Source organism: Pseudoselenomonas ruminantium (assembly GCF_900142515.1).
GTDB lineage: Bacteria > Bacillota > Negativicutes > Selenomonadales > Selenomonadaceae > Selenomonas_A > Selenomonas_A ruminantium_D.
On sequence record NZ_FRBC01000035.1, the window covers coordinates 1 to 21,973 of the forward strand.

Annotated in this window: 23 protein-coding genes, 1 tRNA gene, 1 rRNA gene and 1 pseudogene; 2 read left to right on the forward strand and 24 right to left on the reverse strand. The window is 49.8% G+C overall.

Going from position 1 to position 21,973, the window contains the following annotated elements:
• Positions 1 to 285, forward strand: a 285-nt coding sequence (locus BUB68_RS13470; protein WP_143188156.1) for an integrase core domain-containing protein, incomplete at its 5' end; no start/stop codon positions are given.
• 52 nt (positions 286 to 337) lie between these two features.
• Here the strand turns inward: BUB68_RS13470 and BUB68_RS15345 are convergent.
• The 17 genes and pseudogenes from BUB68_RS15345 to tsaE form a co-directional block, all read right to left on the reverse strand.
• Positions 338 to 517, reverse strand: a pseudogene (locus tag BUB68_RS15345) (Rpn family recombination-promoting nuclease/putative transposase); the annotation flags it as partial.
• A 99-nt stretch (positions 518 to 616) separates the two neighbouring features.
• Positions 617 to 859: a hypothetical protein gene (locus BUB68_RS15105; RefSeq protein WP_143188176.1), complete on the reverse strand. Its 243-nt coding sequence runs from the start codon at positions 857 to 859 to the stop codon at positions 617 to 619.
• Positions 860 to 871: 12 nt separating this feature from the next.
• Positions 872 to 1,195, reverse strand: coding sequence for a DUF6338 family protein (locus BUB68_RS13475; RefSeq protein WP_143188177.1), 324 nt, complete (start codon positions 1,193 to 1,195; stop codon positions 872 to 874).
• Positions 1,195 to 1,503, reverse strand: coding sequence for a hypothetical protein (locus tag BUB68_RS13480; protein WP_073092447.1), 309 nt, complete (start codon positions 1,501 to 1,503; stop codon positions 1,195 to 1,197). The genes BUB68_RS13475 and BUB68_RS13480 overlap by 1 nt, the downstream gene beginning before the upstream one ends.
• A 47-nt stretch (positions 1,504 to 1,550) precedes the next feature.
• Positions 1,551 to 1,895 carry a HepT-like ribonuclease domain-containing protein gene (locus tag BUB68_RS13485; RefSeq protein ID WP_073092450.1) on the reverse strand — a complete coding sequence of 115 codons (345 nt, stop codon included), beginning with the start codon at positions 1,893 to 1,895 and terminating at the stop codon, positions 1,551 to 1,553.
• Positions 1,892 to 2,194 (reverse strand): nucleotidyltransferase family protein, encoded by a 303-nt coding sequence (locus BUB68_RS13490; protein ID WP_178139539.1) that lies wholly within the window; start codon positions 2,192 to 2,194, stop codon positions 1,892 to 1,894. The genes BUB68_RS13485 and BUB68_RS13490 overlap by 4 nt, the downstream gene beginning before the upstream one ends.
• Before the next feature lie 156 nt (positions 2,195 to 2,350).
• On the reverse strand, positions 2,351 to 3,586 hold the full coding sequence (locus BUB68_RS13495; RefSeq protein WP_050992809.1) for a glycosyltransferase family 2 protein: 1,236 nt from the start codon (positions 3,584 to 3,586) through the stop codon (positions 2,351 to 2,353).
• Positions 3,587 to 3,616: 30 nt separating this feature from the next.
• A complete protein-coding gene (gene pssA, locus BUB68_RS13500) occupies positions 3,617 to 4,327 on the reverse strand; it encodes a CDP-diacylglycerol--serine O-phosphatidyltransferase (RefSeq protein WP_014425229.1) in 711 nt (236 codons plus the stop codon).
• Positions 4,327 to 4,959: a phosphatidylserine decarboxylase family protein gene (locus BUB68_RS13505; RefSeq protein WP_073092453.1), complete on the reverse strand. Its 633-nt coding sequence runs from the start codon at positions 4,957 to 4,959 to the stop codon at positions 4,327 to 4,329. Before BUB68_RS13505 ends, pssA begins: the two co-directional genes overlap by 1 nt.
• Before the next feature lie 30 nt (positions 4,960 to 4,989).
• Positions 4,990 to 5,676 carry a WecB/TagA/CpsF family glycosyltransferase gene (locus tag BUB68_RS13510; RefSeq protein ID WP_371914873.1) on the reverse strand — a complete coding sequence of 229 codons (687 nt, stop codon included), beginning with the start codon at positions 5,674 to 5,676 and terminating at the stop codon, positions 4,990 to 4,992.
• 147 nt (positions 5,677 to 5,823) lie between these two features.
• Positions 5,824 to 6,513 (reverse strand): DNA alkylation repair protein, encoded by a 690-nt coding sequence (locus BUB68_RS13515; RefSeq protein WP_073092459.1) that lies wholly within the window; start codon positions 6,511 to 6,513, stop codon positions 5,824 to 5,826.
• Complete coding sequence (locus BUB68_RS13520) at positions 6,513 to 7,106, reverse strand: ANTAR domain-containing response regulator (protein ID WP_073092462.1); 594 nt, start codon at positions 7,104 to 7,106, stop codon at positions 6,513 to 6,515. The genes BUB68_RS13515 and BUB68_RS13520 overlap by 1 nt, the downstream gene beginning before the upstream one ends.
• 3 nt (positions 7,107 to 7,109) lie before the next feature.
• A complete protein-coding gene (locus BUB68_RS13525; RefSeq protein WP_081372018.1) occupies positions 7,110 to 8,546 on the reverse strand; it encodes a sensor histidine kinase in 1,437 nt (478 codons plus the stop codon).
• 318 nt (positions 8,547 to 8,864) lie between these two features.
• The gene (gene tsaD, locus BUB68_RS13530) at positions 8,865 to 9,896 is read right to left on the reverse strand and encodes a tRNA (adenosine(37)-N6)-threonylcarbamoyltransferase complex transferase subunit TsaD (protein ID WP_073092465.1); all 1,032 of its coding nucleotides are present in this window, start codon (positions 9,894 to 9,896) and stop codon (positions 8,865 to 8,867) included.
• A 23-nt stretch (positions 9,897 to 9,919) separates the two neighbouring features.
• Positions 9,920 to 10,411 carry a ribosomal protein S18-alanine N-acetyltransferase gene (rimI, locus tag BUB68_RS13535; protein WP_231848079.1) on the reverse strand — a complete coding sequence of 164 codons (492 nt, stop codon included), beginning with the start codon at positions 10,409 to 10,411 and terminating at the stop codon, positions 9,920 to 9,922.
• A gap of 24 nt (positions 10,412 to 10,435) precedes the next feature.
• Positions 10,436 to 11,170, reverse strand: a complete 735-nt coding sequence (tsaB, locus tag BUB68_RS13540) for a tRNA (adenosine(37)-N6)-threonylcarbamoyltransferase complex dimerization subunit type 1 TsaB (RefSeq protein WP_073092468.1) — start codon at positions 11,168 to 11,170, stop codon at positions 10,436 to 10,438.
• On the reverse strand, positions 11,151 to 11,633 hold the full coding sequence (tsaE, locus tag BUB68_RS13545; protein WP_073092471.1) for a tRNA (adenosine(37)-N6)-threonylcarbamoyltransferase complex ATPase subunit type 1 TsaE: 483 nt from the start codon (positions 11,631 to 11,633) through the stop codon (positions 11,151 to 11,153). Before tsaE ends, tsaB begins: the two co-directional genes overlap by 20 nt.
• A 305-nt stretch (positions 11,634 to 11,938) precedes the next feature.
• On the opposite strand from tsaE, the gene BUB68_RS13550 reads away from it, so the two are divergent.
• The gene (locus tag BUB68_RS13550) at positions 11,939 to 12,484 is read left to right on the forward strand and encodes an NADH peroxidase (protein ID WP_073092474.1); all 546 of its coding nucleotides are present in this window, start codon (positions 11,939 to 11,941) and stop codon (positions 12,482 to 12,484) included.
• 58 nt (positions 12,485 to 12,542) lie between these two features.
• Here BUB68_RS13550 and BUB68_RS13555 read toward each other — a convergent pair whose 3' ends face one another.
• The 7 genes from BUB68_RS13555 to BUB68_RS13585 all read right to left on the reverse strand — a co-directional run.
• Entirely contained in the window at positions 12,543 to 15,680 is a 3,138-nt protein-coding gene (locus BUB68_RS13555) for an ATP-binding protein (RefSeq protein WP_073092477.1), read from the reverse strand.
• A 193-nt stretch (positions 15,681 to 15,873) separates the two neighbouring features.
• On the reverse strand, positions 15,874 to 17,430 hold the full coding sequence (locus tag BUB68_RS13560) for an ABC-F family ATP-binding cassette domain-containing protein (RefSeq protein WP_073092480.1): 1,557 nt from the start codon (positions 17,428 to 17,430) through the stop codon (positions 15,874 to 15,876).
• 72 nt (positions 17,431 to 17,502) lie between these two features.
• Positions 17,503 to 17,579: transfer RNA gene (locus BUB68_RS13565), tRNA-Pro, on the reverse strand.
• A gap of 77 nt (positions 17,580 to 17,656) precedes the next feature.
• A complete protein-coding gene (locus BUB68_RS13570) occupies positions 17,657 to 18,925 on the reverse strand; it encodes an ArsB/NhaD family transporter (protein ID WP_073092483.1) in 1,269 nt (422 codons plus the stop codon).
• A gap of 42 nt (positions 18,926 to 18,967) precedes the next feature.
• Positions 18,968 to 20,644 carry a glutamine--tRNA ligase/YqeY domain fusion protein gene (locus tag BUB68_RS13575; protein ID WP_073092486.1) on the reverse strand — a complete coding sequence of 559 codons (1,677 nt, stop codon included), beginning with the start codon at positions 20,642 to 20,644 and terminating at the stop codon, positions 18,968 to 18,970.
• A 26-nt stretch (positions 20,645 to 20,670) separates the two neighbouring features.
• Positions 20,671 to 21,465, reverse strand: coding sequence for an HD domain-containing protein (locus tag BUB68_RS13580; RefSeq protein ID WP_073092489.1), 795 nt, complete (start codon positions 21,463 to 21,465; stop codon positions 20,671 to 20,673).
• 197 nt (positions 21,466 to 21,662) lie between these two features.
• Positions 21,663 to 21,973: ribosomal RNA gene (locus BUB68_RS13585) — 23S ribosomal RNA — on the reverse strand; the annotation flags it as partial.

The following is a 21,973-nucleotide window of genomic DNA, read 5'->3' on the forward strand; positions in this document are numbered from 1 at the left end:
AAAGAATATAAGAAGGCCACCGCACGAATGCAGCGGAGCTATTCCAAGAAAGCTTATCCATGGGATAATGCCTGTATCGAGTCATTTCACGCATTGATAAAGCGTGAATGGCTGAACCGCTTTAGAATCCGGGATTTTAATCATGCTCACAGCCTAATTTTTGAGTATATTGAAGCATTTTATAACACAAAGCGGATTCACAGCCATTGTGGATATCTTTCGCCAGATGACTTTGAAAAACTTTACAATGCGAGCGTTGCTAGAGAATCACGATTGGTAAGTTGAAAATAATTAAAATTTCTCATTTTATGTTGTACTAAATCTTGACATAGGACCATTCTTTTATTCCTTCTTTGCGTCCTTCTTTGCGTTCCTCCATCATCTTCATAGCTAAAGTCATGTAACTCACCCTCTCGTTTTCAATCTGCTTGACATCACGAATTTCTTGGTCAATCTCCTGCACAAAGGCATCATCATTGATTCTGCCGTCAACATAATCAAGAAACGCCCGGACATCTGGCGAAGCCTTGCTTTTTAGTTAAACCTTAGTCACTCCACCACCTAACACCATTTTTCATTTTCTGTAGTAGTAATTGAAGATATTCTCACACATGCTCTACTTTTTGGTTGTTGATTGACTATTATTTTCTCCAGACGTTTTTATCGTTTTAACTGGAATCACATGACTATTACTAAAAGGATTATTATGCAAGCTTACACCTATTTGATTTTTTGTAGGCTGATACCCATTTCTAAACTCCATAGGTTGATATCCCTTTCTAAACCTACATGGCTGATATCCATCCTGTGTAAATCTCTGTTGAGGCTCTTTTGAATCTGCATCATAATTTCTTTTCATAAATATTTATCCTCACAAATCACATACTCTAAAATCAATCCATGATATTTCATTTTCTGATATCCATATTCCTGCTGAATTATCTACTATACATAAATTTTCTTCATCCCCATCCTTCTTTAAAATAAATTGTTCTTCAATAAAAATCTGTGCCGCTTGAGGATATGCTGACGTAAAAGACTTTCCCGCATATCTTCCACATATTACATCACCATCTTTTAAATGGATTTTTACAAAAAAGCACTCACCTTTTGAAAATACATAATCCCAAGGAGTTTCCTGTGGCATCAACATTTTACTATTATTTTCTCTAAATCGATATCCATGATTAGCCATTATGTAAGCAGATAAGATTGGCAACAATACAAAAAAAGAAACTGAACCGCTAACGCCACTACATCATATGATAGGCAACTCATGATATAATCTACCAATGGTTTACCACACACTTGATAGAGAGTAAAAAACACTACCCCAAACCCTACTGCATCATACCATTTCTTGGAAAAATCCCTAGCATCTATCGCTCGATATAATCCATACACTTTAATGGCAATAAATCCTGGCATAAAACAACCTATAAATATTTGCCAAACTTCTATATTTCCTGGCACAAAATCCCCCCGCCCAATATTATAACTCATTCCATTATATTCCACCACTTATGTTTGATAAAAACACAGCTAAGGACTTACTTCTTTACATAAAATTGTTCTATCTGCGCTATTAGGGCAGGTATTTCCTCAAACACCACTTCCACAATGATATTCCAATTCGTACCATCATAATCATGGACTAGGCGGTGACGCAGGCCTGATATCATCGCCCATGGTACTTCGCTATGCTCCGCTTTATATTTCTGTGATAAATTATATGCATGCTCGCCGATATTATATAGCGGGGTTGTCACCAGCCATTGCAAGGAGTAGTCCGTCAACAGCATTTCCTTAGTAATCTCTTTATCAACAATGTATTGTTGCAGACGAGTAGCATAATCATATATTTTGTTTATCCGTTGTTCATCTGAATATTTCATGCTACTAAAACCTTTTCTCTCATAATCGTTTTATAGAATTCGCTATCCTGATTGATTTCGTTGATTTCAAAGACATCCACCCGCTTGTTAAGGATTTCACGCAATTCTTCGCCAAAGGCAAATATCTGGGTAAGCTTAAAGCCCTCTCCACCGATAACCAAAAAATCCAAGTCGCTATTTTCATCAGCTTCTCCCCGGGCATAGGAACCAAACAGATACACTTCCTTGACCTGATACTTTTTGGCCAAGGGTTTAACCAAAGTTGTTATATTCTCAATGGTAAATATTTGCACTGTCATCAGACTCACTTTCTTCTAAACAGACCGAAAAATGACTATCCCCAAGCAGTTCCGGCCAAACTATCGGCAAGTTCCGAAAGTTGTCACATTCCCTGCATATTATCATCACTTTTATTATAGCACAAAAGCCCTCCACTTTTGTGGAAGGCTTTTGCGTTATTTCAGGATGTCCTTGGTATTCTTCACGTTACCCACGATGTCATCCATGCTCATGGCACGGGTGTGCTTGGTGTGGCTCCATTCGTGTTCGTTGCGATGGATGAAGCCCAGGAAGATGATGGGTATCCAAGAGTAGATGAACACGGGATAGAGCAGCATGTAGAGCCAGGATTTCCATTTGGCCCGAATCTTGATCAGGATGATCATGGGCAGGATATACTGACCTAACATAATCGCCGTCATAAGCTGGGAAGGCATGAAGTTGTAGATATTGGTATAGAAGGGCGGGAACGCCAGCTGGATATAGCTGATGATGATGAAGATGGTGGAAATCATCAGGAAATGGGGCTGCATCAGATAGATGCATTCATCCCACATGCGGATGTCCTTGTGTTTCCAGCCCGCTTTCAGCATCTTGGGAATGAAGCGGTTGCCCACGTCGAACTGCCCCTGTGCCCAGCGACGGCGCTGGTTCCAGGACTGCTTGAAGGTCAAGGGCTTCTCATCATAGATGATGGCATCATGAGCCCAGCTGGTCTTGATACCTTCAGCCATGCACTTCATGGTGAATTCCATGTCCTCGGTCAGGCAAGTTGCCTGCCAGCCGTGGCGCTTGAGGATCTCCATGTCAAAGCACATACCCGTGCCGCCCAGGCAGGCGGACAGGCCGATATTGGATTTTGCCAGATGGGAGATATGGCAGATAACCCAGAAAGCGATGGCAAAGGTACCGGCCACCCAGGTATCATACGGGTTCTTGGCATCCATGTAGCACTGGATGACCTTATCGCCCTTGCAGAGACGGTTGTTCATCTCCATCAGGAACTGAGGATGTACGAGGTTGTCGGCATCGAAGACGCAGACGGCATCATATTCCTTGTCCATCTTGAACAGGCGGTCAAACATCCAGTCCAGCGCGTAGCCCTTGCTCTTTTTCGTGGGATGGGTGCGCTCATGGACGATGGCACCGGCCTTGGCTGCCACTTCGGCAGTATTGTCTTCACAGTTATCGGCTACCACATGGATATCGTACATATCCTTGGGGTAGTTCAAATGGCCCAGATTCTCCACCAGCTGGCCGATAACAGCGGACTCATTATGAGCTGCCACCACGAGAGCGAAGGTCTTTTTCGGCGTCTTGACCTTATGCTCTTTCCGCCGCCACATGCCGCAGAAACCAATGATGAAGAAATACAGGGTAAAGAGGAAAATCATAATCTGCATCGGCACCATGATGATGTCAAATGGATGTGTCAAAAATCATCAGCCTTCCTTTGCAAACAAAGCAATTATTGTATTGAGGATGCCTGCCGCGCCATAGGTGCAGAATACGGCCACAGCCACCGCCGGCAGCAGGGCATCTTTCCCCAGCCAGAGGATAGCAGCAAACATCACAAGGGCAAACACTTTCGTAACCATATAGATGGGCTCAGCGCCATCGCCCTTGAAGTTCGGATAATGCACATGACTGACCATCAGATAGCCCACGATGGCCATGATGATGGGATAGGCAATGCCAAAGCTCATAGGGTCAACGCCCAGGCTCACAAAGAGCAACGTGGTCATCGCCACGATATTACCGCCCGCCGGAATGGCCAGGCCCATGAAATAGCCATGCACCACATCGGCGTTGACGTTGAAGCGGGCCAAACGCCACATGCCACAGACGGCGAAGATGATCACCACAGCCACGCCCAGCAGACCATGATTCTGCAGCACAAAGGCCCAGGCCAGGAATGCCGGGGCAATGCCAAAGGAGCCAAGGTCACAGAGCGAGTCCATCTCCTTGCCCATCTCGCTGGACACGCCGAAGAAGCGGGCCGTACGGCCATCAAGGCCATCGGCTACCAAAGCCAGCAGGATGAAAATCGAAGCCCAAACGAAGTCTTTCTCATAGGTTGCGAGTATGGAGCACATACCGAACACCAGGTTCATGGACGTGCATAGATTCGGTAAAAAACGTCTGTAATCCATCAGTCTTTAATCCTCCCCAAAACAGTCAAACCGCCAGAAACCTTCTGCCCCTTGGTCACGGTGATTTCTACATTCTTCGGCATAACGACTTCCAGGCAGGAACCGAATTTTATCATACCATAGAGCTCACCCTGCTGCATCTCATCATCAAGCGTCACGAAGGACACGATACGGCGGGCCAGGATACCCGCAATCTGTTTCACGCTGATGCGGATACGCTCATTTTCAATACCTAATACATGATGCTCATTCTCAAAGCCCACCGTATCCTTATAGGCAGGACGGAACCGCCCGCAGAAATACTTCTGCAGCTTGATTTTTCCGCGAATCGGGCTGCGGTTCACATGGACATTGAACACAGACATGAAGATAATGACCTTGTTGCAGGGTTCCTTGACGAATTCATCCGTCTCCATCGGCACGATATCCGTTACCGTACCATCAGCCGGAGAAAGAATAACGTCCTCATCCTGCGTGATCTCCCGTTTGGGATTGCGGAAGAAATAGCAAAAATAAAACATCAGCACGAGGGGAATCACCGCTGCATAAGGACTGATGGAAAAGCCCACTAAGACTGCCAAGAAGAAGCAGGCACCAATAAAGGGATAACCCTCGGAAATAATAGGAGTCAAGCCCCCACCTCCTGATTATGAATCAATAAATTACGCACGGCGGGATTTATAGCCATGCACCTTCAACACAAACTTCGGCAAAGCCATCAGACGGCCTGCCCGCTTTGGCTGCAAGAGCCCGCGGAACAACCATTCCAGCTTGGCCTTCTGCATCCAGTATGGAGCACGTTTCATCACGCCTGCCATGACATCCAGCGTACCACCTACACCAATGGACACCGGCACGCCCAATTCCTGCAGATGAGCGTAGAGCCATTTTTCCTGCTTGGGCACGCCCAGAGCTGCCAACAGCAGATCCGGCTTGGCTGCCTTGATTTCCTCGATGATGGCCGGTTCATCCTCAGGTTTGAAGTAACCATCCCGGGTACCCACGATCTCAATGCCAGGATAAAGCGCCTCAGCCTTGGCCTTGGCCTTTTCCGCCACGCCAGGTGCCGAGCCAAAGAAGAACACCCTCTGTTTCTTGGACGGCGCTATGCGCATCAGCTCCTGCGCCAGATCATAGCCTGCCACCCGTTCCGGCATCTCATAGCCCAGATGATGTGCAGCCCATACCGTTCCGGCGCCATCCGGCACAACCAGCGCCGCTGCATTCAAAATGTCTTTCAGCTCTGTGTCATGGGTTGCCCGCATGATCATCTCGGCATTAGCCGTGGCAATCAGAACATTCTTCTTTTCATCCATATAGCCCTCAACCTGAGCTACCGCCTGAGTCATCGTGACAGAATCAACTCTGACGCCCAATATATCAATCTTTTCGGCCACGCCGATACCTCCCCAATCTGCTTCTAAACACTCATTAGACAAGTTTACTACAAATAAAAGAGAGCGTCAACTGCTCTCTTATCTTTCTGCAACTGCGAATCAAATTTTTAACATCCGTAAGGCATTCTTCATTTCCAGACTGATACGGCGGCTCTCGATAGCCTTCTGAACAGCCTTGTTATGCGTCCAGTCTGACAGGCACTTCCCTTCAAGGAACGGCATGGCCGCTTCAGGCTGCTTGGCCAAAGCTGTTGCAAAGTACCAGGCAATCATCATGTTGATATAGTATTCATCAGAACGAATTTGCGCCACCAGTTTCATATAATCCAGCGAAAAATCCTTATCCAGGAAATGATCCATCAGCATCTTGATGGCAAAGCGCCTGCTATACACAGACTCAGACGCCAGCCAGCATTTTATCTGCTCCGCCAGCTCCTGCCGATGTTTTTGGAACACCTTCGGTGACATTTGATCGCAGGTCGCCCAATTATTCACATAAGGCAAAAATGCTCCAACTGCAGCCGCACATTGCCCGTAATCCGGCAACAGACTGATGATGAAGGCATGCAGCTGGTCTTCCTCAAAATAACGATGCGGCAACGAGGACAAAAAGCTTTCTGCCTGCCCTGACTGATAGAGTTTTCTGGCTAACTGCCGCAAAGCCGGCGTCCGCACACCAATAATATTTTCCTGCGACACCGTAGGGATCAATTTAGCCTGGAAATCCCGATACTTGACATCACGAAGGGAATGCAATACTTCCTGCACATTTACTACGGGCGCTTCCATCAGGCTTTTCCCCCTGCCGCCTTGATGATGGACTGCGCCACATCCTTTATGGGTACCCGCTTCTGCATGGCGTATTGCTGGATGCGGCGATAAGCTTCCTGTTCCCCCAACTTGTGTGCCGCCATGATGATGCCTTTAGCTCTGTCGATCAGCTTGCGAGTTTCCAGGGAATCCTTGAGCTTTTCCAGCTCATCTTCCAGCCCCTGCATTTCCTGCCAACGGGACAGGGCAATCTCGATGGCAGGGAAAAGCTGGCTTTCCTGCACCGGTTTCACCAGATAGCCCAGCACACCGGAATCTTTGGCCTTTTCCACGATATCGGCCTGACTGAACGCCGTGAGCAGGATTACCGGCGCAATCTTTGTCTCGTAGATTTTCTTCGCCGCCGTGATGCCGTCCATCTCCGGCATCTTGATATCCATGAGCACGAGATCCGGATGATGCTGCCGGGTAAGTTCCACCGCCTTGCGGCCATTGATGGCTTCCCCCACCACCTCATGGCCGGCATCTTCGAGCATTTCCCGGATATCCAGACGGATAATCGATTCATTATCGGCAACGACAACACGCAATGACTTATTCTTCCCCTGCATAACTCATTCCTCCAAACTAGCTACAACCTGTCCTGACAATTCTGGCTTCGGCAATACGATATAGGCATGGGTTCCCCGGCCACTGGCATCATTTTCCAGCCAGAAACTGCCGCCCAAATCCCCTTCAATCAGCGTGCGAATGATGGATAAGCCCAAAGAACGCCGCTTCTGTGTATGGAAATCCGCTGGCAGGCCGCAGCCATCGTCATAAAAATCCAGCTTCAACTCGTCAGCAAGTTCCACCCGCAGGCCAACCAGCCCCGCCTGCCGCCCGGCAAAGGCATGTTCGATGGCATTGATGATGAGTTCATTGAGCACCAGTGCCAGAGAACTGGCATACTTCGGCGGCAGGCTTACGGATTCGCCGCAAAACTCCTGTTGCAGCTCAAAATCCGATGCCACCATGCTGGATTTGACCTGCGCAAAAATCTCGGTCATCACCTGCTTCAAGTCCATGCTCTCATCCCGCTGCCGGGACAGGAAATCATGCACCGCAGCAATGGAAAGCACCCGATTGACACTTTCCGACAGCGCTGACTTGACTTCCTCCGAACCACTGCGCCGCGCCTGCAGCCGCAGGAGGCTGGCCACAGTCTGCAGATTATTCTTGACACGGTGATGGATTTCCTGGATTACCGCTGACTTGATGCGGATTTCCTGCTCCTTGGCCCGGATTTCCGTCATATCCGAGAGCACCACGATCCGCCGCAGCAACGTTCCCCCCGCCTGCAAATCGATCTGCCGCCGGATAAGATACAAGCCGCCCGCCGTAAGTTCCTTCTGCCAAGGACGCTCCCGCTCAAATGCCTCCCGCGTCACATGACGTGTCAACTGACGGTCAAACAGATGGCAGCCCTTGAGACTGCCCACGCCCAACACCCGATAAATCCGCTGGGCTGCATCATTGGCAAAGATTATGCGGCTGAACTGGTCCGTGATAAGCAACCCATCACTGGCTGACAATGGTGCAAAGGGTGATAAATCCACATCTTTGACAGCATAGCGGATTACATCCTGCGTGGTCTTGATGAGATAGGAAAAATCGTCAATATTAAGATGCTCCTTATCCACTTCAACACTCAACACTGCAATCACCGTGTTATTGTCCATAATGGGGAACACATACATATCCACGAAATGCCCATAATCCTGCTCCCGCTTGCCATGAACAAACTGGCCGGAATGAAAGACCTCCGTGACCAATGGTTCCGAAAGCGTGTCCACCACCGTTTCCGCCATATCATCCGCTTCCTGCACATAGACCGTATGCGGCTTGGCACTAGCAATGATGCGCAGACGATTCGGCTCTGCGGCGCTGGTATAGATCAGCCCATGACCATGCAGCAGATCGGCCAGGAATGGCAGGATCTGCTTGAGACGGTCCAGTGTATTGATTTGTTTTTTGGTCAGATAGGTGTTATTGTGATTGGTCATGTTCATATTGCAGCCCCTTCCACCGCTATCGCGGCCCCCTCCCCCAGACGGGGAGACTTATCACGATTCCCTTCCATGACGGAAGGTCATAAAGTAACATGGCGGAACAGAGATGTTTTTCTAAGGGAAGCGTCAGACACAGGGCGTGAAGAAAATATTTTTGCTTCCCGCTGCAATATCTGGAAAAGTCTGCTGTCTGAGCGCAGCGAGTTTTGGCTTTTCCAGATACCCAATTGAAAAGCAAAAATATTTTTAGCCCTGCGTCGCAGCGCAGCGTGAAAAATATCTCTGTTCCGCCATTGGAACGTAACTTATTTATCTATCTTACTTATCGGTCAAACTTAGCCCCGGCACTGCATTGAGGTACAAATCGCTGTACCCGCCCGCCAAAGCCTGATAGTACCCACGGCAGCCAATCATGGCCGCATTGTCGGTACACAGTATCTTGCTGGGATAGAGGAATCTTACCCCGCGTTTTTCCGCTTCTTCGCGCAGACGTGCTTCCAAGCCGCTGTTGGCCGCCACACCGCCAGCCAGTACCAGCGTATCACGGCCGGCTTCCTTGACCGCCTGAAATGCCTTGCCCACCAGCACCTCAATCACCGAGCGCTGGAAGGAAGCGGCAATATCGGCCTTGTTGAGCTCATGCCCCTTCATCTTCTCGCTGTTGATGTAGTTGAGCACTGCTGACTTGAGGCCGCTGAAGCTGAATTCATAATTGCCCTTTTCTGTCAAGGCCTGCGGGAAGTCAATCGCCATGGGGTCGCCCTCCTTGGCCAGCGCATCGATGCGCGGGCCGCCAGGATAGGGCAAGCCCATCACCCGGGCAATCTTATCGAAGGCTTCGCCAGCCGCATCATCACGCGTCTGCCCCATCATACGGAAGCGGTTATAGCCCTGCACATCCACGAGTGCCGTATGACCGCCGGACACCACCAGCGCCATGAAAGGTGGCTCCAAATCCGGTGCAGCCAGGAAGTTGGCAAAGATATGCCCTTCCAGATGATTGACACCAATCAGCGGCTTGCCCAGTGAGAACGCCAGCGACTTCGCCGCCGAAACGCCTACGAGCAACGCCCCGACCAGACCTGGCCCATAGGTCACAGCCACCTGATCGATATCCTTGAGTTCCACTTTCGCTTCGCGCAGGCACTCGTCAATCACCGGCATGATATTCACGATATGTTTACGGGAGGCGATTTCCGGAACCACCCCGCCAAATTTCTGATGAATGGGAATCTGGGTGGAGATGATGTTCGCCAGGATCTCCCGCCCGCCCCGCAAGACTGCTGCCGAAGTCTCGTCGCAGCTGGACTCGATAGCCAGCGTCAGCAGTTCTTCATTTTTCTTCTCCATAAAAACTACTCGTCACCTTTATATCAAAGTTTCGTATTCCACATGATGATGGCATCTTCGCCGTTATCCTGATAGTATTTCGGACGGCGGCCCGCCTCCTTGAAGCCATAGCCCTTGTAAAGCGCCAGCGCTGGCGCATTGGTGGGACGCACCTCCAAGGTCAGCGCCGTAACGCCCTTTTCTTTGATGCGGTGGATCAGTTCGCCAAACATCCGAGTGCCGATGCGCTTGCCCCGGTACTCCGGCAGGATAGCCACATTTGTGACCTGTGCTTCCTCGTAGGAAATCCAGCAGCCCACATAACCGATGACCCGCTCACCATCCAACGCCAGCAGATATAAAGTGTTCTCGTTCTGGGCTTCCTTCCAGAAGGACTCCCTTGACCAAGGAATGGCAAAACAGGCCTTTTCCACGATTTCCACCGCATCTGCATCCTCGGGAGCCATCTCCCGAAATTCGATATGATCCGTATTGATACTATCTAAAGGAACAGCGTCCATTACATCTCCTCGCATTCTTATCCGCTTAAACTCTTCTGCTTACATTTCTTCCGTCGGCTTCGTGGCCTGGGCTTCTTCCGGATGGCGTTTCTCCCAGAGCACTTCCGCTTCACTGCGGCGGATATACACCGGCTCCAAGTCCATCACATTATCCACATGGCCAGCCTTCAGTTCTGCCTGTCCCAGCATGGCCACGCAGGCCGCACGCGGCATCACGAGATGCGGCATCGCCACACAGACATTTTCCGGCAGTTCCAGTTTGCCCGCGATTTTCTTCTGCACGGCATCCCCCAAGAGGATCACCTGCTCGCCCAGCGCACCGCAATCCGCTATAATATCGCTGATCTTTGCCACCTTGACCGCTTCTACGGTTTTCAGTTCGTCATTTTCCCAGCGATAGCTTTCCACATAGGCATTGCCCTTCTGGGCATCCAAGAGGCACACAAGTCGCACGCCCGGCACAGGCAGCTGATAGGCCAGCGCCTTCAGCGTCGAAACGCCCACCAGCGGGATATTCAGCGCATAGCTCATAGCCTTGGCTGCTGCCAGACCGATGCGCAGGCCCGTGAAGGAACCTGGCCCAATGCTGATGGCAATCCCTTCTAAATCTTCTTTGGCCGTTGCGGCCATCTTCAAGACACTTTCGATATGGGGAAGCAGCGTCTCCGAATGGGTGAGCTTGCCCTGCATGGTCAGCTCGGAAAGCAGCCGCCCCTCTTTAGCCACTGCCACGCTCGAAACCTGCGTAGCTGTATCAATGGCCAGTATGGACAAAGTCTTCCAACTCCTTTATAAACTCCTGATTCTTCTCGCCGATACTGGAGAAATCAATCTGCCGTTCATCGCTGTCTTCGCCCAATTTGCGAATGCGCACTTCAATATAATCGTCAGGCAGTGATTCCGGGAACTTGTCCGGCCATTCGATGACCACGATTCCCTCCGGCTCCTCCGTGTATTCATAAAAGCCGATATCATCCAGTTCTTCTTCTGATTCCAGCCGGTAGAGGTCAAAATGGTAGATGCGGCAAATCCCTTCATATACATTCATCAGATTGAATGTCGGGCTTGTCACATCCCCTTCGACGCCCAGGGTTCTGGCCAGGCTTTGCACGAACAAAGTCTTGCCTGCGCCTAAGTCGCCCTCCAGGCAAAGCACGGTTCCTTCCCGGATTTTCTGCCCCACCAGCTCGGCTAGGTGACCAGTTTCCTCGGGAGAACTTGTCATACAGGTAAACATAGTTTCCTTTCTCCTTGTATAAGAATTAAACATTATCTTTTTCATTGTAACACTATTGTGCCCATTTTACCATATAAATTTAGGCGCACTAATCTATAATCATTATCCGTTGATAATAATCTCAATAAACTATGTAATTCTTAGAAAATCGATATTTTATGTAGAAAACATGAGTTATTTTCTTTAAATCGCATAATCTGGCTATTTATCTTTTACAGCCTGTCCCCTATAATTAAGGCATGGTGATGAGCACACCATATAATTGAGTATCATTAATGTGTAATATATTTTAGGAGGTTTATGTTATGAAGAAATTTGTTTGTACGGTTTGTGGTTATGTTCATGAAGGCGATGCAGCACCGGAAGTTTGTCCGATCTGTAAAGCGCCTGCCTCCAAGTTTGTGGAACAGAGCGGTGAAATGAACTACGCCGATGAACATCATGTAGGTACGGCCAAGGATGTAGATCCCCGTATCATCGAAGGTCTGCGCCAGAACTTCACGGGCGAATGCTCCGAAGTTGGCATGTATCTGGCTATGAGCCGTCAGGCTGACCGTGAAGGTTATCCGGAAATTGCCGAAGCCTTCAAGCGCTATGCCTGGGAAGAAGCCGAACATGCAGCAAAATTTGCTGAACTGCTCGGCGAAGTCCTGACCAACAGCACGAAGAAGAATCTGACCATGCGTGTAGACGCTGAACATGGTGCCTGCGCTGGCAAGAAAGAGCTGGCAACCTTGGCTAAGCAGCTCAATCTCGATGCCGTCCATGATACGGTTCACGAGATGTGCAAGGATGAAGCCCGTCATGGCCGTGGCTTCAAGGGTTTGCTGGATAGATATTTCGGCGAATAAGATAACGCATCTTCTTAAAGGTGACCAGTCAATTCCTGACTGGTCACCTTTTTGCCATTCACATATACTTCCGCAACGTTGCAATCAATTTATCAAAGTCAATGGGCTTGCTCAGATAATCATTCATCCCGCAAGACATGACTCTGGCCACATCATCAGTGAATACATCCGCCGTCACCGCAATGATTGGTATGGAGGCTGCCTCCGGATGGTTGCTGCGGCGGATGGCCTGAGTAGCACCATAGCCATCCAGGACCGGCATCTGCACATCCATCAGGATTGCCTTATACGTACCGGGCGCTGCCGCCATGAATTTATCCACCGCATCCTGACCATCAACCGCGGTATCAATGACAAAACCATGCTGTTCCAAAATGGTCTCCGAGATCTCCCGGTTCATTTCGTTATCTTCCACCAACAGCAGGCGTACGCCATCAAAGGATATCTCCTCAGTAGCTGTACCTGCCGCCGCCTCTGGCAATTCCTGCACGCCTTGCAACGGCAGCGAAACATAGAAGCTGGTTCCCTCGCCCTGCGTGCTGCGCACTTCAATAGAACCCTGCATCATCTTGACGAGGTTCTGGCTGATAGCCAATCCCAGGCCACTGCCGCCATAACGCCGTGCCACCTTGGCACTTTCCTGCTCAAAGGGCTTGAAGATATTCTCCAGATACTCCTTGCTCATGCCAATGCCAGAGTCTGTAATCTCAAAGGTGGTGATATATACATTATTTGGCCGCAAGATCTGTTTCATGACAAGACTTATCGAGCCCCCTTCCGGGGTAAACTTCACCGCATTGGAGAAGATATTCATGAGTACCTGCTTGATGCGCAGGGAATCCCCCTGCAGACAGAAATGCTGCACCCTCTGTTCATCAATGGTCAGCGTTATATTTTTCTGCTGCAGCTGACCGTTGAAGATGGTCTGGATTTCCGTCACCATGTCCTTCAAGGAGAATTCTTCCTGCGCCAGTTGCAGCTTGCCCCGCTCAATGGAAGACAGATCCAGGATATCATTGATCAAGCCCAGCAGATGATGGGCCGCAATCTGGCTCTTGCCGATGACCTGCCGTAAATCTTCCTCTGTATTGTTCTTCTGCGCACCTAACGTTAGGTAGCCGATAATGGCATTCAAAGGCGTGCGTATCTCATGGCTCATACGAGAAAGGAAATCCCCCTTGGCCTCACTGGCATGACGGGCCATATTCAACGCATTGGTCAACACCTCCCGCTGGGTGATTTCCTTGCGCCGTTCATCATCGATATCCTGACGATAGAAATAGAAACCTACGAGCTCACCATTCTGGAAATAAGGCTGGAAGCGGCAGGAGAAAAAGCGGTAATCATTGTCTTCTGTCTGCTTGCGCACCTCACAGTAATAAATGCGCTTTTCCTGAAACGCAACATGCATTTCTTTATCGCAGACACCGCCTTCCAAAAACTTCTCCCGGTCATCAGGATGCAGATAATTGATGTAACGCTCCAAATTGTGCGGCAAAATATCCACAAAGACACGGCCATCCTGATCAATATGGTACTCGGTAGCCGTACTGGTACGCAGATCGACCTTCACCACCATTTCATGCATGCGGCAGATATAGCTCATCACAGCATCCACTTCCTGACGCCGCTTCTCATCCTGGCGGGCAGCATTATTGCGCACCAGCGTAATGATAGCCAGCCCTGCTATCATAACCAGCAGGATAGCCAGCAAAATAAATTGCAACGGATAGCTGTATACCAATTCCTCCCAGCTCAGTTCCCGGGCATGCACAGCCGTATGACGATAGATGATTTCCTGCACTGCCGGAGAGCCAACGGGAGGCATAGCTGCTGACAGCACCTCAAAAAGCCGATGGTCATACGAGGCGCGAATCCCCAGACGCATATCCAGATGCTGATTGGGCACGATGCTGATACGCAAGCTGTTATGCATGTCCGTATTGACATATTTCTCCCCAATGAAGCCCAGCATATAAACGCTGGAGCATTTGCCCGCTTTCAGCGCTGCCACAGCTTCCTCCGGCGTATCATAATCCTGCTGGTCCACATTTTCCGGCAGGCGCCCTACCATGGCCAATTTCCGTTTCAGATTAGCGGTCATGGCGATTGGCCCTTCAGCCTCTTCATTTTTCAGCGACAACTGGATTATAGATGAACGTAAAATAGCCTGTGTCAGCTTATAATCCACTTTTTCCGCTTCGTAGAAGTTAGAACTCATGCCCAATACGATGTCCGTATTCTTGTCCTTCAATAGTGCCTCATATTCAGCCTGATTGGCGGCCGGCACGATTTCATAACGGATACCGGCCGTTTTGGCAATCAACACGAAAATATCCGGCAAGATTCCCTGTGCCTGGCCATTTTTATCAAAATAGGCATAGGGATTGGCATTGGGCATCAACGCGACACGGAAAACACGTCCGGATTTTTTCAGTCCCTGCAAAAAGGCCTGACTATCCGGCGACAGAGCCATCATTCTGCCAGAAACCTCCGCATAGTAACGGCTGGACAGTGCCACTTCCCAGCCCGGATCAAGACTGGACAGTTTATATTGGGCCATGTTGATTCCCCTGATGATATCCTTTTTATCCGGTGTCGATACCGCATAAAGTGGCGTAGGACTCCGCAGCTCCAGGATTTTCTCCCCATGCAGTATCCGCTTGCTACTGGTGACAATAGCATCCACCTCTCCGCTTTTCAGGCCATTCTCTTCTTCCGTCACGCTTTCATAATAAACAGGTGTATAGTTGATGCCATTTTCCTCAGCAAATTTCCTGAACTCCACCCCGCGCATATTTCCTCTTAAAAGGCCAACGCGCATGCCATGATATGTATCCGGGCGGCCAGGATGATATTTATCATTCGTCTCCAGCGTCGTCATCATCAATGAACTGTACGCCATCGGCTTATCCGAAAAGATGTATTTCGCCTCGCGTTCCGGCGTCTTCTGCGCCGCCGTGATCAGGTCAATCTGTCCTGCATCCAGCATGGCAAACATATCAAGCCAGCCTTTTTCATAGCCTACATATTCATAATGCCAATCTGTATAACGGCCGATGAGATGCAGATAATCATAGCCATAGCCATAGCGATGACCGTTCGGCGCAATCTCATGATAGCCAGACATCCGGTAAAAGCCCACCCGTACGGTCTGACGCTGGGGAAAGAATTCCATCCCGTCAGCTGTCTGCATCGTCAGTTGGCTTCCCCCTATCACTATAAGGAATATTAGCAAAAGTCTAACGATTTTTCTTGTATCTAGCCTTCGTCCCAGAAGCATTTTTCACACCGTCCTTGTCAGGGCACAAAAAATCGCTGATAGATATCTACATTGTAAATTCTCTATCAGCGATTTCTTTTCCTGCTGTATTACCGTCAGCTATAAATTAAATAATTTTTGTCGTCCATTTTTCGATATTCCAGACGGAATCCACGAAGTCCTCATAGAATTCCGGCTCATGGGAAACCAGCAGCACCGTCCCCTTATATTCCTTGATGGCCCGCTTGAGTTCTTTCTTTGCCTCCACATCCAGATGGTTGGTCGGTTCGTCGAGAACCAGCAGGTTCACCGGCTTCTGCATGATCTTGCAGAGACGTACCTTGGCAGCCTCGCCACCGGACAAGGCCAGCATCTTGGTCGTGATATGGTCATTGGTCAGGCCGCAGGAAGCCAGCGCTGCCCGCACCTCGAAATTAGTCATGCCGGGATATTCCTGCCAGACTTCTTCCAACGCCGTATTGTTGTTGCCAGCAGCACTTTCCTGCTCAAAGTAACCCACACTGACAAATTCGCCCTGCTCAATCTTGCCACTGATGGGCTTGATCATGCCCAGCAAGGTTTTCAGCAAGGTGGATTTGCCCAGACCGTTGGTACCGCGGATGGCAATCTTCTTGCCGCGCTCAATCTGGATGTCCACAGGGCTCGTCAGCGCCGTGTCATACCCCAGCACCAGACGTTTCGCTTCAATCACGAAGCGTGAGGGCGTGCGGTCAGACTGGAAGTTGAAATGCGGCTTCGGCTTTTCCTGACGCTTGGTCAGCACTTCCATCTTGTCCAGCTTCTTCTGGCGGCTGTTAGCCATGCCACGGGTGGCTACACGGGCCTTGTTGCGCTGGATAAAATCCTGCTCCTTCTTGATTTCCGCCTGCTGACGCTCGTAGGCCGCTTCTTCCTGCTTGCGCTTCAGCGCCGCCATTTCCTCGAACTTCTCATAGCTGCCCGTGTAGCGGTCCAGATGCAGATTATCCACATGATAGATCACATTGGTCACAGCATTGAGGAACGGCACATCATGGGATACAAGGATAAATGCATTCTCATAATTGATGAGATAGTTCTTCAGCCAGGTGATATGCTCCACATCGAGGTAGTTCGTCGGCTCGTCGAGAATCAAGATTTCCGGATTCTGCAGCAAAAGCTTCGTCAGCAGGACTTTCGTACGCTGACCACCTGAGAGCTCATCCACCTGCTTGTCGAGGCCGATATCCCGCAGGCCCAGCCCCCCCGCCACTTCTTCAATGCGCGCATCAATGGTATAATAGCTGCCTGCCTCCAGCATATCCTGGATATCGCCTACATCCCGCATCAGCGCATCCATTTCTTCCGGCGTGGCCTCTCCCATCTTGTCATAGGCCGCCAGCATTTCCTGCTCCGCCTGCACCATATCGTCAAAGGCCGTGCGCAGGGTGTCACGGATGGTCATGCCGGGCTTCAGGACAGCATGCTGGTCCAGATAGCCAACCTTTACCCTGCGCGCCCATTCTACATTACCGGCATCCGGCGTGAGCTGGCCCGTGATAATCGAAAGGAACGTGGATTTCCCCTCACCATTGGCTCCCACCAGCGCCACATGCTCTCCTTTGAGCAAACGGAAACTAACGTCCTCAAAAATCTCCCGGCCGCCATAGCTGTGGGATAAATGGGAAACGTTCAAAATACTCATTGCTGCTTTCTCCTCACCTAATTCATTAAAAGAAAAGAGCTGTTCCAAAGAACAGCTCTCGAATTTACTAAATGGTCGGAACGACGGGATTTGAACCCACGACCTCTTCCACCCCAAGGAAGCGCGCTACCAAACTGCGCTACGTCCCGAACAAGTAATATAATACAACATCTCCAGGGACTTGTAAACCCCTTTTTTAAACTTTTTTCATGTTTTTATGAAAAATTTAGAGATGCCAAATCCAGATATAGATATTGGCCATGATGATGGTCAGGATCATCACCGGGAAGGCTACCTTCATGAAACCGATGAAGGAAATCTGCTTGCCATGCTGGGCCGCCAGAGATGCTACCACTACATTAGCCGAAGCACCGATCAGCGTACCATTGCCGCCGAGGCAGGCACCCAGTGCCAGACTCCACCACATGGGTTCGAGATTGGAAAGGCCCATCTGCCCCATATCCTGAATCAGCGGAATCAGGGTGGCAACAAACGGAATGTTATCAATGAACGCGGAAGCAAGCGCACTCATCCAGAGAATCAGCATAGCCGTCATGGGCACATTGCCATTGGTCACGGCCAGTGCCTCTGCTGCCATCGCCTTGATGACGCCTGTCTCCACCAAAGCGCCAACCAGCACGAACAGACCAGCGAAGAAGAAGATGGCCAGCCACTCTACCTTGGAAAGTACCTTGGCAATCATAGCTTCATTGCGGGTATAGGTGATCAGCAACAGCAAACCTGCGCCCGTAAGCGCCGCCGTAGCCGTTTCCAAGCCCAAAGCCCCATGCAGAGTGAACAGGGTGATGGTAAAGAAGATAACCGCCAGACACTTTTTCAGCAGCGCCTTATCTGCAATCTGGCTCTTGGCATTGAGACGCATAACCTTATCCTGCAGTTCCGGCGTCGTCTTCAGCTTGCTGCCATAGATGGCCACCAGCACTGCCTGCACCACGATGAAAATCACTACGGATACCAGCGTCATGTTCTGAAGGAAGTCCATGAAGCTCAAACCCACAGCACTGCCAATCATGATGTTTGGCGGATCACCGATAAGGGTGGCGGTACCACCGATATTGGAGGAAATGATTTGCGCCATCAGATAGGGCTTCACATCTACTTTAAGCTGCGACGTGATACTGAACGTGATGGGCACAGTAAGAAGCACCGTGGTTACGTTATCCAGCAGGGCTGAGCAAACGGCTGTAATAGCCGACAGTGCCACCAGCAAAGCCACCGGCTTTGCCTTAACCTTCTTCGCTGCCCAGATGGCCAGGAAGTTGAACAATCCAGTTTCACTGGTGATATTGACGATAATCATCATGCCCATGAGCAGGCCCAACGTATTAAAGTCAATGTGATGGATAGCCGTCTCCTGGCTGATAATGCCAAAGAGAATCATCAGCATGGCACCGAAAATCCCCACGATAGTCCGGTGTACCTTCTCCGAGATGATCAAAGCATAGGCCGCCACGAAGATAACTACGGCAATCATTGTACTGCTTTCCAAAGTCTCTTCACTTCTTTCTTCACTAGATTATTTGTTCTTCTCCTTGGCCCAGGTATCTTTGAGACCGACCACGCGATTGAAGACCAGCTTGTCCGGCGTGGTATCCGGGTCAATCACGAAATAGCCCGTGCGCAGGAACTGATAATGCTTGCCTGCAGCCTGCAGCTTCACGCTGGGTTCCACTAAGGCATTTTCAATGATTTCCAAGGAATTTTTATTTAATGCACCGATAAAGTCTGCGGGCAGATTCCCGTTTTCATCGGTTTCCAGCAAATAATCATAGAGCCGTACTTCGGCAGGCACAGCAGTCTTCGCTGCTACCCAGTGAATAGTGCCTTTAATCTTGCGGCCAGCCGTTGCCCCACCGGTCTTGGATTCGAGGTCAGCCGTGCAGCGCAGTTCTACCACATTGCCAGCTTCATCCTTGATGACTTCCTCACATTTGATGATATAAGCGTGCTTCAGACGCACTTCCCCGCCCGGTTTCAGACGGAAGAACTTCTTGGGAGCCTCTTCCATGAAATCATCCTGCTCGATATAAAGTTCCCGGGAGAACGGTACGAAACGATGACCGCCATGAATGGGGTTGTTGTCAGCCAGCAGCCATTCTTCCTGATCTTCAGGATAGTTCGTGATTACAACCTTCAGCGGACGCAGAACCGCCATAATGCGGTCAGCATTCTCGTTGAGGTCAGCACGCACGCAGGATTCCAGCATGGCTACATCTACCAGGCTGTTGCCCTTGGCCACGCCGATTTCTTCGCAGAAATTACGCAGGGATGCCGGCGTGAAACCACGGCGGCGCAGGCCGGAAATGGTCGGCATGCGGGGGTCATCCCAGCCGCGTACATGGCCCTCTTCCACCAGCTGACGCAGCTTGCGCTTGCTGGTCACCGTGTTCGTGAGGTTCAGACGGGCAAACTCAATCTGGCGGGGACGGGTGTTCACGTCAAAATCCAGATTCTCCAGCAGCCAGTCATAGAAGGGGCGATGCTCCTCAAATTCCAGCGTGCAGACGGAATGCGTGATGCCTTCGATGGCATCAGACAACGGATGGGCAAAATCGTACATCGGATAGATGCACCATTTATCCCCCGTGCGATGATGATGTGCATGAGCAATACGGTAGATGACTGTATCGCGCATGACCATATTCGGAGAGGCCATATCAATCTTAGCGCGCAACACCTTGGCCCCATCAGCAAATTCGCCAGCCTTCATACGAGCGAACAAGTCGAGGTTCTCTTCCACGCTGCGATTACGGTAAGGACTTTCCTTGCCCGGCTCCGTCAGCGTACCGCGATATGCCTTGATTTCCTCTGCCGTCAAGTCATCCACATAGGCCAGACCCTTTTTGATGAGTTCTACCGCATAATCGTAAAGCTTGTCAAAGTAATCCGAAGCGTAGAACATACGCTTCTGCCAGCTGAAGCCCAGCCAGCGGATATCTTCCTGAATGGAATCTACGTATTCCGTATCTTCCTTCGTCGGGTTCGTATCGTCGAAACGCAGGTTGCAAAGGCCATGATTATATTCTGCCAAACCGAAGTTCAGGCAAATGGACTTGGCATGACCGATATGCAGATAGCCATTGGGTTCTGGTGGGAAACGGGTATGGATTCCTTCCGTGTATTTACCGTTCTTCTGGTCTTCCTCAATCGCATTCTGCACAAAATTATTGGCGATTGTCGTATTCTCTGCCATGATATTCTCTCCTTTATAAAATGCGGTCAGATTACATCCTCAGCCGCACATTTTTCCTCAATATATTTCCACATGCGCTTTACGCCCACGTCAACACCTTCCTGCTCCGGCAGATGGTCAATGACCTTCTGGATATAACCACGTTCCACCATCTTTTTGAGCGTCCAGCCAAAGTTTATATCATAAACCCACAGAAGGCGTACCAGCTTGCGATCCCCCAACGTCTTGAGCATATGATAATCAGCCTGCTGGCCTTCCTTGAATGCTGTCATGAAATCCGGGCTGATCAGCTGGCTGGCATCAGCCTTGATGAACTTCGGCGCCTGCTCGGCCTTATCCGGATCAAGGAACGGCGCAAGCACCCGATAGATATCCAGCTTGTCTGCATCCCGCAACAAGCGGGCGAACAATAACCTTTTCCCCTTTGCGTCAGCAGGAATTTCCTTCTTATTATGATATTTGATGGCATATCGCACAAGGTCTGCATCTTCTACGGCCAGTTCATCCATATAGGGCATTTCTTCTGCCAAAACCTTGAGCCCCAGCTCAGCATGATCTTCCGACTGCGCATCATTGAAGGTCTTGTAGACACTATACTGCCGGAATCGCCCTACATCATGAAATAGCCCCATGATTTCAGCCAGCTGCACATCGTGCTCACTAAGCTGCAAATGCTGCGCCAGTTCCCGGGCAATAGCAGTCACATAGCCAGTATGCTCCATTTTTATCCGGATGCCCTGCATGACCTCTTCGTCGTCGGTAATGAAACGATGCATGTACTCGTCCATCCATGTATGCATTTTCTTTAGTAATTCTTTCAATGTACTGCCTTCCTTACTATATTACACTACAATGTAACATTATAGCGCAAACGAAGGAATTTTGCTATAGGCTGTGAAAAATTGTAAGCATCCGCCCATACCTGTAAAACAAAAAAGAGCAGGCTTTCTGCCTGCTCTTCTCCATACATTCAAAACTATACAGAAGAAATTTCAATGTCGAACATTCTAGTCTCTTGAAAGATAAGCCCTCGATTTATTAGTATTGGTCCGCTGCATGCCTTACGGCACTTCCACTCCCAACCTATCTACCTTGTCTTCTTCAAGGAATCTTACTGGATTACTCCATGAGATACTTCATCTCGGGACAGGCTTCACGCTTAGATGCTTTCAGCGTTTATCCCTTCCGGACGCAGCTACCCAGCTATGCTTCTGGCGAAACAACTGGTACACCGGCGGTCCGTCCACTCCGGTCCTCTCGTACTAGGAGCAGCTTCCCTCATGTATCTTACGCCCGCGATGGATATGGACCGAACTGTCTCACGACGTT